The organism is Elusimicrobiota bacterium (assembly GCA_026388095.1).
Taxonomy (GTDB): Bacteria; Elusimicrobiota; Elusimicrobia; order UBA1565; family UBA9628; genus UBA9628.
Genome location: JAPLKL010000069.1, coordinates 54,266 through 68,841, shown reverse-complemented (window position 1 = coordinate 68,841; position 14,576 = coordinate 54,266). Strand labels below are relative to the sequence as shown.

At 68.9% G+C, this 14,576-nt stretch carries 11 protein-coding genes; 9 read left to right on the top strand and 2 right to left on the bottom strand.

Going from position 1 to position 14,576, the window contains the following annotated elements:
- The first annotated feature begins 13 nt into the window (after positions 1-13).
- Both NTY77_17635 and NTY77_17630 read left to right on the top strand, forming a co-directional pair.
- Positions 14-1,930, top strand: coding sequence for an aconitate hydratase (locus NTY77_17635; GenBank protein ID MCX5797317.1), 1,917 nt, complete (start codon positions 14-16; stop codon positions 1,928-1,930).
- A gap of 4 nt (positions 1,931-1,934) precedes the next feature.
- A complete protein-coding gene (locus NTY77_17630; protein MCX5797316.1) occupies positions 1,935-2,588 on the top strand; it encodes an HAD hydrolase-like protein in 654 nt (217 codons plus the stop codon).
- Here the strand turns inward: NTY77_17630 and NTY77_17625 are convergent.
- Both NTY77_17625 and NTY77_17620 read right to left on the bottom strand, forming a co-directional pair.
- Positions 2,551-3,837 carry a cation:proton antiporter gene (locus tag NTY77_17625; GenBank protein MCX5797315.1) on the bottom strand — a complete coding sequence of 429 codons (1,287 nt, stop codon included), beginning with the start codon at positions 3,835-3,837 and terminating at the stop codon, positions 2,551-2,553. The two genes, NTY77_17630 and NTY77_17625, sit on opposite strands and share 38 nt — an antisense overlap.
- Complete coding sequence (locus tag NTY77_17620; GenBank protein MCX5797314.1) at positions 3,838-5,634, bottom strand: M2 family metallopeptidase; 1,797 nt, start codon at positions 5,632-5,634, stop codon at positions 3,838-3,840.
- 10 nt (positions 5,635-5,644) lie between these two features.
- Between NTY77_17620 and NTY77_17615 the strand changes: the two genes are divergently transcribed.
- Genes NTY77_17615 through NTY77_17585 form a run of 7 tightly spaced genes read left to right on the top strand, consistent with a single transcriptional unit; the run spans position 5,645 to position 14,493 of the window.
- Positions 5,645-6,571 carry an AAA family ATPase gene (locus NTY77_17615; protein ID MCX5797313.1) on the top strand — a complete coding sequence of 309 codons (927 nt, stop codon included), beginning with the start codon at positions 5,645-5,647 and terminating at the stop codon, positions 6,569-6,571.
- 11 nt (positions 6,572-6,582) lie between these two features.
- Positions 6,583-7,716, top strand: a complete 1,134-nt coding sequence (locus tag NTY77_17610) for a radical SAM protein (GenBank protein MCX5797312.1) — start codon at positions 6,583-6,585, stop codon at positions 7,714-7,716.
- The gene (locus tag NTY77_17605; GenBank protein ID MCX5797311.1) at positions 7,709-8,647 is read left to right on the top strand and encodes a radical SAM protein; all 939 of its coding nucleotides are present in this window, start codon (positions 7,709-7,711) and stop codon (positions 8,645-8,647) included. Before NTY77_17610 ends, NTY77_17605 begins: the two co-directional genes overlap by 8 nt.
- Positions 8,644-9,867 carry a hypothetical protein gene (locus tag NTY77_17600; GenBank protein MCX5797310.1) on the top strand — a complete coding sequence of 408 codons (1,224 nt, stop codon included), beginning with the start codon at positions 8,644-8,646 and terminating at the stop codon, positions 9,865-9,867. The genes NTY77_17605 and NTY77_17600 overlap by 4 nt, the downstream gene beginning before the upstream one ends.
- Positions 9,864-10,790 carry a radical SAM protein gene (locus NTY77_17595; protein ID MCX5797309.1) on the top strand — a complete coding sequence of 309 codons (927 nt, stop codon included), beginning with the start codon at positions 9,864-9,866 and terminating at the stop codon, positions 10,788-10,790. The genes NTY77_17600 and NTY77_17595 overlap by 4 nt, the downstream gene beginning before the upstream one ends.
- The gene (locus NTY77_17590) at positions 10,790-13,192 is read left to right on the top strand and encodes an AAA family ATPase (protein MCX5797308.1); all 2,403 of its coding nucleotides are present in this window, start codon (positions 10,790-10,792) and stop codon (positions 13,190-13,192) included. Before NTY77_17595 ends, NTY77_17590 begins: the two co-directional genes overlap by 1 nt.
- On the top strand, positions 13,189-14,493 hold the full coding sequence (locus tag NTY77_17585; GenBank protein MCX5797307.1) for a hypothetical protein: 1,305 nt from the start codon (positions 13,189-13,191) through the stop codon (positions 14,491-14,493). Before NTY77_17590 ends, NTY77_17585 begins: the two co-directional genes overlap by 4 nt.
- Positions 14,494-14,576 lie beyond the last annotated feature (83 nt).

Here is a 14,576-nt window from a genome sequence, read left to right as displayed (position 1 = left end):
GGAGACCCGGAACATGAAAGATACCATCGCCGGCCGCATCATCGCGGAGCACCTCATAGAGGGCACGCCCGGGCCGGGCCGCGAGATCGGCCTGCGCATCGACCAGACCCTCACCCAGGACGCCACCGGAACGATGGTCTATCTCGAGTTCGAGGCCCTGGGGCTGCCCAAGGTCAAGGTCGACCTGGCGGTCAGCTACATCGACCACAACATCATCCAGACCGACTCGCGCAACGCCGACGACCACCGCTTCCTGCAGTCCTGCGCCGCCAAGTTCGGCGTCATACTCTCCCCGGCCGGCAACGGGGTGTCCCACCACGTGCATCGCCAGCGCTTCGGCGTCCCGGGCCGGACCTTGCTGGGCTCGGACAGCCACACCACCACCGGGGGCTGCCTGGGCATGCTCGCCATGGGCGCGGGCGGAGTCGAGGTGGCCCTGGCCATGGCGGGCCGGCCTTACCACCTCATGACCCCAAAGGTCTGGGGCGTGCGCCTCACCGGCAAGCTGGCGCCCTTCGTCTCCGGCAAGGACCTCATCCTGGAGCTTCTGCGGCGCCACACCTGCAAGGCGGGCATCGGCAAGATCCTCGAGTTCTTCGGCCCCGGGGTGGCCGCTCTCGACATGGCGGACCGCGCCGCTGTGGCCAACATGGCCGTGGACATGGGCTGCACCGCCGGCATCTTTCCCTGCGACGAGGTGACGCGGCAGTACCTGGCGCGCAACGGCCGGGAGAGTGATTTCCGGGAGCTCAAGACCGGCCCGGACCCGCGCTGGGACGAGGCCACGGAGCTGGACCTGGGGAGCGTCGAGCCTTTGGTCGCCTGCCCCAGCAACCCCGACAACGTCAAGCCCGCCCGGGAACTCTCCGCCGTCCCGGTCCAGCAGGTCTTGATCGGCTCCTCCACCAACGGCAGCTACCGGGATTTCATGGTCGCGGCCAAGATGCTGGAGGGCAAGTTCCGGCACCCCTCGGTCGAGCTCCAGATCAACCCGGGCAGCCGCCAGACCTTGGAGAACGTCCTGGCCATGGGCGGCTTGAAGGCCCTGCTCGAGGCGGGCGCGCGCATCTGCGAGGCGGGCTGCCTGGGCTGCATCGGCATGGGCCAGGCGCCAGGCACCGGGGTCAACTCCCTGCGCACCTTCCCGCGCAACTTCAAGGGCCGCAGCGGCACCAAGGACGACCAGGTCTACCTCTGCTCTCCCGAGACCGCGGCCGCCTCGGCCCTGACCGGCCGCATCACGGATCCGCGCGGGCACGGGACCTACCCGAAGATCGACTATCCTAAGCTCTATACCTTCAAGAGCGACTGGTTCATCCGGCCGGCCCAAGACCCGGATTCCGTGGCGATCGTGCGCGGGCCGAACATCAAGCCTCTGCCCGAGACGCCGCCCCTGCCGGAGTCATTGGAGGGGGAGGTGCTGCTGAAGGTCGGCGACAACATCAGCACGGACATCATCATGCCCGCGGGCGCCAAGGTCCTGCCCTTGCGCAGCAACATCCCGGCCATCAGCGATTTCGTCTTCGCCATCATCGAGGAGGGCTTCGCCAAGCGCGCCCAGGCCTCGGGCGGGGGCTTCATCGTGGGCGGCGAGAACTACGGCCAGGGCTCCTCGCGCGAGCACGCGGCGTTGGCGCCGCGCTACCTGGGCATCAAGGCCAAGCTGGCCAAGAGCTTCGCGCGCATCCATCGCGCCAACCTCATCAACTTCGGCATCGTACCGCTGGTCTTCGCCGACGCGGCGGACTACGACCGCCTCTCCCAGGGACAGACCCTGAGCATCCCCGGCATACGCGCGGCCCTGCAGAAGGGGGAGACGCAGGTCGAGGTCCAGGCGGGAGGACTGCGCATCAAGGCCCGTCTCGAAGTCGCGCCGCGGGAGCGCGACATCCTGCTGGCCGGCGGCGTTCTCAACCTGGCCCGGGGCTGATGCCATGCCCGGCTTCAAGGCCGTACTCTTCGACCTCGACGGGACCTTGCTCGACACGCTCGCGGACATCGCGAGCTGCGTGAACCTGGTCCGGGCCGAACTGGGCCTGCCGCCGCATCCGAAGGAGGCCTACAAGCATTTCGTGGGTGACGGCCTGACCGAGCTTTTGGTGCGGGCTTTCCCGTCCCGCGCCCTGCGCGGCCCCGGCCTGCGGGCCCGGGCCCGGCGCTTCGAGGAGCTCTACGAACAGCACAGCATGGACGAGACGAGGCCTTATCCGGGCGTGGCCCGGATGCTCGCAGGAGTGGCCCGGCGGGGCCTGCCCATGGCCGTGGTCTCCAACAAGCCCCAACGGTTCACCGAGGAGTGCGTGGCCGAGCTCCTGCCGCGCTGGCGCTTCGCCGTGGTGCGCGGCGCGCGGCCCAAGGTCCCTTTAAAGCCGGCCCCGGCCGGGCCTTTGGCCGCAGCTCGGGCCATGGGAGTCCGACCCGGCGCGGTACTCTATTTGGGGGACACCTGCGTGGACATGAAGGCGGCCGTGGCGGCGGGCATGTTCCCGGTGGGAGCGCTGTGGGGCTTCCGCGACGCCGAGGAGCTCGAGCGCTTCGGCGCGCGGGTCCTCATCCGCCGGCCCGGGGAGCTCCTGGCCTTGCTGTAGGCGCGGGAGCCGGGGCGGGGAGCGTCGTCGCGTCCTTCAGCAGCGGCCGCAGCAGCTCGAAGGCGGGCGAGGCGGCCATGGTCGTGGCCACGGCCATCAGGACCAGCACGGTGAAGAAGGTCGGGGTGATGAGGCCGCGCTGCAGGCCGATGTTGAGCAGGATGAGCTCCATGAGCCCGCGCGCGTTCATGAGCGCGCCCACGGCGGCGGATTCGGCCGCGGGCCAGCCTCCGGCCCGGGCCGCCAGCGCGCAGGCCGCCCCCTTGCCCGCGGTGGCGACCAGGAAGACGGCCGCGGCCGTGGCCCACATCCCGTGCGCGGCGAGCAGGCCCAGCCGCGTGTTGATGCCGGAGAAGGCGAAGAACAGCGGCACGAGCAAAGCCGTGGTCACCGGCTCGATCTTGGCGCGCAGGGCGTCGGCGAACGTGCCCCGCGGCATGGCCGCGCCGAGCAGGAAGGCGCCGAAGACGGCGTGCAGGCCGATGAAGTCCGCGTACCAGGCCGCCAGCGCCAGCGCGACGCAGGCCACGGGCAGGGCCCCCGGCCCCAGCGCCGCCCTGGGATGGCGCGCGACGAACCAGCGCGCCGCCGGCCGCACGGCCCAGAAGACCAGCGCGACATAGGCGAGCCCGCCGCCCACGGCCAGGGCCGCCAGGCTGGGGGCCGAGTCCAGGCCGGCCAGGAGCACGGCCAAGAGCGCCCAGGCCGCCGCGTCGTTGAAGGCGCCCGCGCCCAGGACCATGGTGCCCAGGCGCGTGCCGGTCAAGCCCCGCTCCGTGATGATGCGCGCCAGCACCGGGAAGGCGGTGATGCACAGGGCCGCCCCGGTGAAGAGCATGGCCTGCGGCCGGGAGATCCCGGCTCCGAAGTAAGCGGCGGCCGGCGTGAGGCTGGCGCCCAGCCAGGCGCCCAGGGCCAAGGGCGCGGCGATGCCGGCGAGCGACACGGCCGCGGAGCTGCGCCAGCCCGCGGCCAGGAGGTCGGTGCGGAACTCCAGGCCGACTACGAACATGTAGAGCGCCAGGCCCACCTGGCTCGCCGCGGACAGGGCCGCCAGCCCGGCCTTGGGGAAGAGCCAGGCGTAGGCCGCGGGCCAGAGCAGGCCCAAGAGGGACGGCCCCAGCAGGATGCCCGCCACGATCTCGCAGACCACCGCCGGCTGCAGGGCCCGCCGCCCCAGCCAGGCCAAAGTCCGGCAGGCCGCCAGGATGACGGCCAGCTGGATGAAGAACCGGGCCGAGAGCTCCATCTACTTCCAGCCGCAGGCGCGGCCTTTGTTCTCCTTCTTGAGATAGTCCATCAGCGGGCTGAAGTAGTCCATCATGGCCTTGCTGGAGAGGTCCGCGCCGGTCTTCTCGCGCATGAGCGCGCGCCAATCCTCCGTCGCTCCTTTGGAGAGCAGGTCCTTTAGAAAGTCGCCGACTTCCTTGCTGCCGTAGTAGTCGCAGCGGCGGGGGTCCTGGTGCAGGATATTGCGGCAGATGTGGTCGTGCAGCTGGTATTTGAACACGGTGCCGATGGCGTAGGTGTTGTAGTAGGCGGGGTTGTCGTTGATGTGGGTCTTGGTGCAGGCGTCGCAGAGCTCCTCGCCGCGGGTTTCGGGGGGCGCGATGCCCTGGTACTGGCGGGCGTACTGCCACCAGCGCGCGTTCCACTGTTCGGGAGGCATGTCCCCCGCGTAGAGGTCCCGCTCCCAATGCGTCATGGTGCCGGCGGAGAAAGGCAGAAAGACTATGGAATCCATGGCCTCGGCGAGCAGCCAGCGGTTCTCGTCGATCTTGGCGTCCTTGGGCAGGACCCCGACCTGGCGCAGGTAAGGCGCCTGGTTGGCCGCGATGGCGGCCATGTCGCCGAAGCCCTCGTGGAAGGCGCGCATGGCCCCGTCGCGCAGGAGGATGGGCACCTCGGGCCGCGCATAGGCCAGGAAGTAGAAGATGTGGCCGAGCTCGTGGTGCACGGTGGCCCACCACTCCGCGTTGGGCTCGACGGACTGCAAGGAGCGCACGTTGTGGTCGAGGTCGATGTGCCAGGCCGAGGCGTGGGTGTTCTTCTTGCGCAGGCTCTGGGCCACGGGGTAGAGGTCGGAGTTCTGCCAGAAGTTGTCGGGCAGGGGGGCCAGGCCCATCGAGGTGTAGAAGGCTTCGCCCTGCTTGACGATCCACTCGGGCGTGCGGCCCTTGAAGTAGGGGTCGAGGTCCACGCCCTCCACGAGACCGGGCCAGCCCTGGGCCCAGCGGTTGCCCAGCCATTGGGCGGGGATGGGGCCTTTGGGCGCGGGCTCATGGTAGCGCTTGGCCAGCTCGTACTTGGCGTAGCAGTGGACCTGCTCGTAGAGGGGCTGGATGTCCTTGAGCACGCTTTCGAGCATGGCCATCATCTCCGGCGTGGTCATGTCGTACCAGGCCACCTGGAGGTCGAAATAGGAGGGGTAGTCGAAGTGGCGGGCCACCTCGTTGCGCAAGCCGCGCAGGTTGACCAGGCCGGGCTTGAGGGCGGGGCCGATCTCCTTGGAGGCGAGCCAGTACTTGAGGTGAGTGGCCGCGTCCGTGGCGGTCGAGGCCAGGATGTTGTCGATCTCGTTGGGCGTGGTGGGCTTGGCGCAGGCCTTGCCGTCGCTGGAGCGTTCGACGCAGAACGAGAAGGAGTCCATGGCGCTGGACCGCTTGCTCTCCGCCTCCACGCGCTTGGCCACGGTCTCGGGGATGTCGCCGGGGTCCTCGGCCGCCATCCACCAGATGCGCTGGAGCTCGCGCACGGTCTGCGGGGCGAGCTCGGCTTTGCGCTTGAGGAATTCCCGGGCCTGGGCGATGATGTAGGGGCTGCCGGTCAACGACGCCAAGGCCTGGTTGGCGCCGGTGCGCAGGCCCTCGTGCTCGGGGGTGACGTCCGTGGAGGCTTTCCAGGAGGCTTCCTGGGCCGCGGTGTAGACGCCTTGGTAAAGATGGGAATAGTCCGCGACGAACTGCGCGGCTTGCTCCTGCAAGGTGGCGGCGCGGGCGGCGGCCGGGAGGGCCAAAAAGACGGCGAGCAGGAGTTTTGTTCTCATGGGCCGTATTGTGGCAATTTGCGCCATCCCGGTAAAGAGCCTCCCCGCGCGGCCCTGTCCGCGCCTGTCCGCAGATTGGTATCATTATAATATCGAGAATAAACGCAGGGCCAAGACGCAGAACATCGTCATCTTCGGCAAGGGCGGCATCGGCAAGTCCACCATCGCGGCGAACTTGAGCACCGTCTACGCCCTGCAGAAGCGCAAGGTCCTCCACATCGGCTGCGACCCCAAGCACGACTCCACGGTCGGACTCGTCGACGGCAGCCTCATCGAGACCTTCATGGAGAAGCACGCCCGGACCTTCGGCAACCGCGACCGCGGCGAGCTCAAGGCCGCCGACCTCCTGGTCAAGGGCCGGCTGGGCATCGACTGCGCCGAGGCCGGCGGCCCGGAGCCCGGGGTCGGCTGCGCGGGCCGGGGGATCTCGCTGATGCTGGAGGCCTTCCAGGACCTCGGGGTCCTCGGGGGGGGAGGCTATGACATCGCGGTCTTCGACGTGCTCGGCGACGTGGTCTGCGGCGGCTTCGCCGCGCCCCTGCGCAAGGGCTTCGCGGAGAAGATCGTCATCGTGGTCTCCGAGGAGTTCATGGCCCTCTACGCCGCCAACAACATCGCCAAGTCCGTGCGCACCTACGCCTCCAACGGCGTCTACCTCGCGGGCCTGGTGGCCAATCTCAAGGACGGCAAGGTCGACCGCAAGCGGCTCGAGCACTTCGCCCGGATCATCGGGACCCGCATCCTGGAGTACGTGCCGCGCGACCTGGCCGTGCGCGAAGCCGAGTTCGCCCGGCACAAGACCGTGGTCGAACGCGCGCCCAAGTCGCCCTTCGCCAAGAGCATCAAGTCCCTGGCGGCCAAGATCCTGGCCGTGCGCAAGGAGGACTGCCCGGTCCCCACTCCCATGGATGACCGGCGTTTCTACGGGGCCTGGTAGGCGCGATCACGGTGGCTGACACAGGGCAGGGCGTGGCCGAGAAGCGGCATTGGGTGAGGCTCACCCGGTGCTGCAACCAGCGCTGCCTCTTCTGCCACGACCGCGGGGCCCAGGACGGCGACACCGTGCCCTGGGACACCCTGCGCCGGGAGCTGGCCCGCGGCCGGCGCCAGGGACTGCGGCGCGTGGTCCTGAGCGGCGGCGAGCCCACCCTCCACCCCGGCTACCTGAAGACGGTGGGCCTGGCCAAGGAGCTCGGCTATACCCACATCCAGACCATCACCAACGGGCGCCGCTTCTGCTATCCGGATTTCCTCCAGGCGGCGGTCGCGGCCGGGCTCGATGAAGTGACCTTCTCTCTGCACGGCCACACCGCGGCCCTGCACGACCGGCTCACCCGGGTCCCGGGCTCCTTCGTCCAGGCCTTGGCCGGCCTGCGCGCGGCCCTGGCCGTGCCCGGGCTCATCGTGAGCGTGGACGTGGTCATCAACCGCCTCAACCTGCCGGTCCTGCGCCGGCTCCTCGAGTTCTACATCAAGGTGGGCGTGCGCGAGTTCGACCTCCTGGCCTTGGTCCCGTTCGGAGACGCCTGGCGCAACCGCGAGGACCTCTTCTGCGACTTCTCCGACCCCCGGGACCTGGCGCGCCTGCACCGGGCGCTGAGGCTGGCGCGGCGGCCGGACCTGCACATCTTCACCAACCGGCTGCGCGCGGACTACCTGGAGGGCTTCGAGGCCCTCATCCAGTCCCCGGAGAAGATCCTCGACGAGGTGCGCGGCCGCCGCCGCCTGCTGGGGCGCTACCTCGGCGGCGGCAAGGCGCCCAGCTGCTTGGGGGCGTCCTGCCCGCAGTGCTTCATGCGCGATTTCTGTCCGGACATCGCGCGGCTGCGCCGGGCCGGGCGCCTGCCGGCCAAGGTCGGGCCGCTGTGCCTGGGGCAGAAGGGGACCGGCGAGGTCTTCCGGCTGGGGAGCAAGCCCGACATCGTCGGATTCGCCGAGTTCTTCGTCCGGGCGCGGTTCTTCGCCAAGGGCTCGGCCTGCGCGCGCTGCGCCCGGGCCGCGCGCTGCGACGGGATGAGCGTGCGCGAGGTCCGCGAGAAGGGGTTCTCAGGGCTGCGGCCCGTCAAGAGGAAGCATGGCTGAGCTCGCCTACCTCCAGGTCTCCCGGGTCTGCAACCAGAAGTGCCTCTTCTGCTCCAACCCGGCCAACGGCCGGGTCATCTCCTGGAAGGAGGCCGCGACCTGGATCGATTCCTTCGCCAAGGACGGCGCCTCGGGCGTGATCCTGACCGGCGGCGAGCCCACCATGTTCCCCCAACTGCCGCGGCTGGTGGCCTACGCGGTCGAGCGCAGGCTCATCCCGCGGCTGATCACCAACGGGCAGAAGACCGCTGACCCGCGCTACCTCCGCTCTTTGGCGCGCGCGGGGCTGGCGCACATGCACATCTCGATCTACTCCTGCCGTCCCGAGGTGCAGGCCCGGCTCTCCTCCAACCCCGACTCTTTTGAGAACATCCGGCGCTCCCTGCGTCATGCCGGCAAGCTCGGCATCCGCGTGGACATCAACACGGTGATCAGCAAGGCCAACGCCGGGCATCTGAGCGAGCTGGTGCGCTGGGTCGTCGAACAGGCCCCGCAGGTGCGGCACTTCGTCTGGAATAATCTCGACCCCCTGATGAACGAGAGCGCGGCCAAGGACGAGCTCGTGCCCCGTCTGCGGGACTTCGAGGTCGAACTGCACAAGGCCATGACCTGGCTCGCCGCCACCGGGCGGTCCTTCCGGGTGGAGCGGGTCCCCTTGTGCTTCATGTCCGAGTTCCCCTACCGCTCCACCGAGACGCGCAAGCTCGTCAAGAACGAGGGCCGCCGGATCTATTTCCTGGACGAGAAGGGCCTGCGCGTCCAGGACCGCAGCGCCTGGACCTACAAGAAAGGCGAGCGCTGCCCGCAGTGCCGGCTCCAGGCCCTCTGCGCGGGGCTCTATCAGCTCGGCGTCTACTACTCGGAGGCGGAACTCTGCCCCGTCTTCACGGACCCGGCTTGGGTCGCGCGCCGGGTCCGGGAGGACTCGTGATCGCGGAGTTCTACTACTACCTTTTCCTGGCCTTGGGCCTGGTGGTCTCCTACGAGGACTGGTCGCAGCGCCGGGTCCGCAACAGCTGGATCGTCCTGGGGCTGCTCGCCGGCGCGGCCGGGCTGGCCTTCTTGCTCTGGAACTCCATCCTGGGCCACCAGGGCGTCCGCCTGGGGCGCATCGGGGAGCATTACATGCCCTGGCGCTATTATTCCAAGATGCTCATCCACATGGCCCTGAGCTTCACGGCCGCCTTCACCATGTGGCGCCTGGCCATCTGGCCCGCCGGCGACGCCAAGCTCTTCACCCTCTTCGCCTTCCTGGTCGCGCTCATCAACCCCAACATCCCCGGCTATCCTCTGCTGCTGTTCATGCTCCTGCTGGTCAACATCTTCGTGCCGGCCGGCTTGGTCTTCGCCGCGGAGACGGTCGGGCACCTGCTCCTGCGGACGTCCGGGCTGCGGAGGATCGACTGGAAGGTCTGGCTCAAGGCCAAGGCCGATGTCATCGAGGTCCGCGTCCGCGAGGCTTGGCCCTACCGCTACCAGTACCTCACCTTGGTGGTGAACCTCTACGCCCTGTTCTATCTCACGGGGACCTCGCAGCGCTATTCGCAAAAGCTGGCCTGGGGACCCTTCGGCAACGTGGTGCTCTTCCTGCTCATGTTCGTGGCCTGGGGCAAGATCACGATGGTCCTGCGCGACCGCCGGGTGGGTTATCTGGCGCTGGCCTGCATCGCGGCCGCGATGTCCGGGGGCGCGGTCTACGGCCATTGGGACATCCTGGCGATCATCGTGAGGGCTCTGAAGATGACGTTCAATTTCGGCGTGTTCCTGTCCGTGGCGCGCCTGGTCTTCCATTGGTACATCGAGCTGGAGAGCCTGCGGGAGCTCAAGCCCGAGCACCTCCAGCCCGGAGTGGTCCTTTCAGACGAGACCTGGAGGACCCTTCAGAAAGACCAGGACCTCTCCGAAAAACTGGGGGGCCGCTTCTCGGACGGACTCACGCAGGATGAGGTGGACGCGCTCAAGACCTGGCTGGCTTCCCGGCCGGCCCCGGCGGAATACACCTTTTATCAGACGATCCCCTTTGCGTTATGGATATTCCTCGGCTCCCTGTACACCGTGGCGCGCCGGGGCAACCTGGTCTCGCTGCTGATCCCCTATGGCGAACGGGCCTGGGACCTGTTCAAATCCGGAGCCGCGAGGGCCCTGTCTTGACCGAGCGCATCGACTTGAAGGTGGGCTTCGCCTGCAACAACCTCTGCCGGTTCTGCGTGCAGGGGGACAAGCGCGAGAAGCTGCCGGCCAAGTCCGGGGCCGAGCTGCGCCGGGCCCTGGCCGAGGGCCGCCGCTCCGGGGCCACGGGAGTGGTCTTCACCGGAGGCGAGCCCTCCCTGCACAAGGGCCTCATCGAGGCGGTGCGCCACGCCCGCGGCCTGGGCTACGAGGACGTCCAGATCCAGACCAACGGCCGCACCCTCTGCTACGCCGGGCTGGTCAAGAAACTCGTCGCGGCCGGGGTCAGCGAGTTCGGGCCGGCCCTGCACGGCTCGCGGCCCGAGCTCCACGACTTCCTGACCGGCGTCCCGGGCAGCTTCCTGCAGACCGCGGCCGGGATGCGCAACGTCAAGAAGGCCGGGGCGCGCTTGATCACCAACACGGTGGTCACCAAGGTCAACTACCGCGATCTGCCGGAGGTGGCCCGTCTGCTCGTCTCCCTCGGCGTGGAGCAGTTCCAATTCGCCTTCATGCACATGACCGGCCGCGCGGGCCAGAACAAGGAATGGCTCACCGCCCGCAAGACGCTCATCGAGCCCTGGGTCAAGAAGGGGCTCGACGTGGGCATCGCCGCCGGGCGGCGCGTCATGACCGAGGCCATCCCCTACTGCTTCATGTCGGGCTACGAGGACCATGTGGCCGAGCGCATCATCCCGGCCACCAAGATATTCGACGCCGACACCATCATCGAGGACTACACCAAGACCCGCCGGACCGAGGGTAAGACCAAGGGGCCCCGCTGCCCGGAGTGCGCGCACTTCCAGGCCTGCGAGGGGCCCTGGCGGGAGTATCCCGACCTGTTCGGCTGGGACGAGTTCCACCCTGTACTCAAGAAGAAGACCAATCTCAAGGGGAACATCTGATGCAGCGCATAGCGATCTTCGGGAAAGGCGGCATCGGCAAGTCCACGCTGGCCGCCAACCTTGCCGCCGTCTACGCCCGGCAGGGCAAGAAGGTTCTGCTGGTGGGCTGCGACCCCAAGCACGACACCACCGTGGCCCTGACCGAGGGCCGCCCCATCAAGACCGTGGTGGAGCAGTCGGCCTTCATGGACGCCAACGCCCGGGACCTCTCCGGCCTGCTGGTGCGCGGCCGGCTGGGCGTGGACTGCGTGGAGGCCGGGGGGCCGGAGCCGGGCATCGGCTGCGCGGGTCGGGGCATCTCCCGGATGATCGAGCTCCTCAACGGCGCCGGCATCCTCAGCGAGGGGCGCCACGACGTGGCGCTCTTCGACGTGCTCGGGGACGTGGTCTGCGGCGGCTTCGCCGCGCCCCTGCGCCAGGGCTTCGCGGACAAGGTGGTCATCGTGACCTCCGAGGAGCTGATGTCCCTCTACGCGGTCAACAACATCGCCCGGGCGGTGCGCAACTACAGCGCCAACGGCATCACGCTCTGCGGCCTGGTCGGCAACCTGCGCGACCCGGGAGCGGACCGCGCTGTGGTGGAACGCTTCGCCGCGGGCCTAGGGACCAAGGTCCTGGCCTTCCTGCCGCGCGAGGCCGCGGTGCGGGAGGCGGAGCGGCGGCGCGTGACCGCGGCGGAGCACGCGCCGCGCTGCGAGTTCTCCAAGAAGGTCCTGGCTCTGGCGCAGCGGCTCTGGGACTTCGACCGGGCCAAGGCCAAGGTCCCGACCCCTTTCCAGGACGAGCGCTTCCATGAGCTCTCCCGCGATGGATTCGTCTCATCCGGCGTCGAGCCTGCGCCGGCCGTCGTCTCATCGGCGGCTCCGGCTCAGCCTGGCCCTGGCCCTGGCCCTGATCCCGGGCCCGGCCCCGATCCTGGCCCCGGTCCTGACCCCGGCCCCAGGGGGCCTTCGGAGCAGGACCTCGCGGCCTGGCACGGCTCGCTCTGGGACAATGACCCGGGCCCCAACTCCCAGGTCTGGGGGGCGGCGGACCAGTGGCGCAACTTCTTCTGCGACTTCGAGCCCCGCCGCAACGTGCGCATGTGCCTGGAGGGCTCGACTCCCGTGGTCAACGTCTGGCACCAGGACCTGGAATGCTCCTACGCCACGCCCAGCTACAATGATGCCAGCCTGCCGGCCTTCTTCAAGTTCCCCTGGCCGCCTTTCGTGGAGCGGCATGATGAAGGCCCTCGGGAAGACCCCGGGCCCCGCAGGCGAGAGGAGAAAGGCAAGCGCCTGCGGGACCGAGGCGCCCTGGCGCCTCGGGGCGACGAGGGCGAGGGCCGCTGGAACGTGATGACCAACCTCCGCGACCTCGACGTCATCCATGGCGGCGGACGCAAGCTCGACGAGGCCCTGGCCGCGGCCGTGGCGCACGCGGAGGGCCGCGCCGAGGCGGTGGTGGTGCACTCGACCTGCATCCCGACCGTGATCGGCGACGACGCGGAGGCCGTGGTGGCGCGCTGGCAGAAGCGCACCAAGATCCCCATCGTCTACCTCAACCATACCAGCTGCAAGGACTTCGACGTGTGCCTGGCCCTGTTCCGCCGGCTCCAGGAAGACCCGTCCTTCGCCAAGGTGCAGCGCCGCAGCCGCTGCGTCAACCTGGTGGGCTTCCCCGAAGGCCAAGCCCTGCAGGAGCTGTCCGCCTTGCTGAGGGATGCGGGCGTCGAGATCAACGTCCGGGTCATGCCGTCATTGAGCCTGGCTGCGGTGCAGTCCTATCTCTCTGCCGAGGTCCAGGTCCTCTACCCCAACGGCGCCTATGCCAAGACCTACCAGGAGTTCTTCGAGCACCTGCCCATCAAGACCCTGCGGCCCGAGGCGCCTTACGGCTGGGAGGGGACCCAGGCCTGGGTGCGGGCGGTGGCTGGGGAACTGGGCCTCAAGCGCGGGGCCAAGCCGGCGCTGGCCAGGGCGGCCAAGGAGCTGTCCGCGGGCTGGGACGCGGCGCGCCGCCGGGCGCGCGGCCGCAGCGTCGCTTTCGTAGTCGACGGCTTCCACATGCGGCGCCTGACCGACCCGGCGCAGACCTGGGGCGTGCCGCTCTTGCGCCTGCTGCGGGAGATGGGCTTCGGCGTGGAGATTCTCTGCTTCGGGGAGGCCAAGAAGAAGGCCCCGGGGCTGAGCTTCTTCCAGACGCCCGAGGAGCTTGCCCGCCTGCTGCGCGAGGGCCGCTTCGAGGCGGTCTACTCCGAGTACACCTACGATTCCCGCCTGGCCAAGGCCGGCAAGGCGCAGTTCTCCTTGGACTGCTTCGAGATGGGCCTGGCCGGGGCCGTGCGCAGCGTGCGGAAGCTCGACGGCATCTGCCGCTGGCCGCTGCCGCGGCGCTATGCGCGCTTCATGGGGGGGCAATGATGTCCGAAGGCCACGGCAAGCCGATGAACTTCCCGACCCTCATGGGGGTCTATCTCGCTGTCAACGCGATCCCGGACGCCTACATCCTGGTGGACGGCCCGGACTGCGTGCTCTACAAGTCCCACTTCATCCACGGCCGACACGACCTGGGCTCGACGCTCCTGCGCATCAGCGGCCGCCACCGCGTGGCCTTCACCAACGTCTGCTCGCGCGGCGTGGTCAAGGAGCATGACGAGATCATCCGGCGCCACATCCTGACCGTGGACGGCCTCAAGGAGTCGGGCTTGGTGCTGGTCACGGCCTTGCCCATGTGCTCCATCACGGGCGTGGACTACGGCCGGGTCATCCGGTCCTTGGCGGGCAAGCTCTCCAAGCCCGCCATCGACATCGCGCCGGATTCGCTCATCGGCGATTGGCTCGACGGCTACGGCCAGGTGCTCAACGCCCTGGCCCGCGGTCTGGACCTGGGGGGCAAGCGCCGGGTCAAGGCCCAGAAAGGGCCGCTCAAGAAAGCCGCGCTCGTGGGCTATTTCATGGACCGCAACGAGGCCGACCACTTCGGCAACCTCGCCGAACTGCGCCGGATGCTGGCGGCATTGGGCCTGGAGACGGTCTCGGTCTGGCTGGGCGGCGAGCCGGCCGCGGCTTTGCGGCGCGTGGCCGAGGCGGACCTCATCGTCTCTTTGCCCTACGGCCGGGCCGCGGCGCGCAGCCTGGCCCGGGCCACGGGCGCGGCTCTGGTGGAGACGGAGCTGCCTTTCGGCCTGCCCAAGACCGAGCGCTTCCTGCGCGATGTGGGCAAGGCCGCGGGCCGGCTCAAGGAGGCCGAGGCCTTCATCGCGGCGGAGCTGGCCCGGGTCATCCCGCGGCTGCAATGGATCATCCCGCAGTACTTCCTGAACCGCCGGACCGCCTTCATGGGCGATCCCTACCTGTTCGAGGGGTTCCGGGACATCGCCGAGGACCTGGGCATGACCGTGGCGGGAGCCATCGTCAGGGGCCGCGCCCAGCATCTGCCGGACCAGGCCGGCCCGGTCCCGGTGCTCTGCGAGCCGCGCTCCTCCTCCCCCGCGGTGCGCAAGCTTACGCAGGAGCCGCTGGACCTCTTCGTGACCTGTTGGTGCGAGCAGGACTTCCACGGCCTGCGCTTCCCGATCCTGGAGTTCGGCTTCCCGAGCTACCGGAGCCACGCGCTCTTCGAGCGGCCGTTCTTGGGGTTCAATGGGATGCTGGGCTTCGTGGAGCGGCTGGCGGACCGGCTGGCGGCGCCGCGGGCCAAGGAGCCTATATTTCCACGGTGATTCTTGCTATAATATAGACAAGGGTAGACGTTGCCCTCGCCACAGTCGTATGTGAGCAAAGTAGTAATTAAAGAGGAATACCA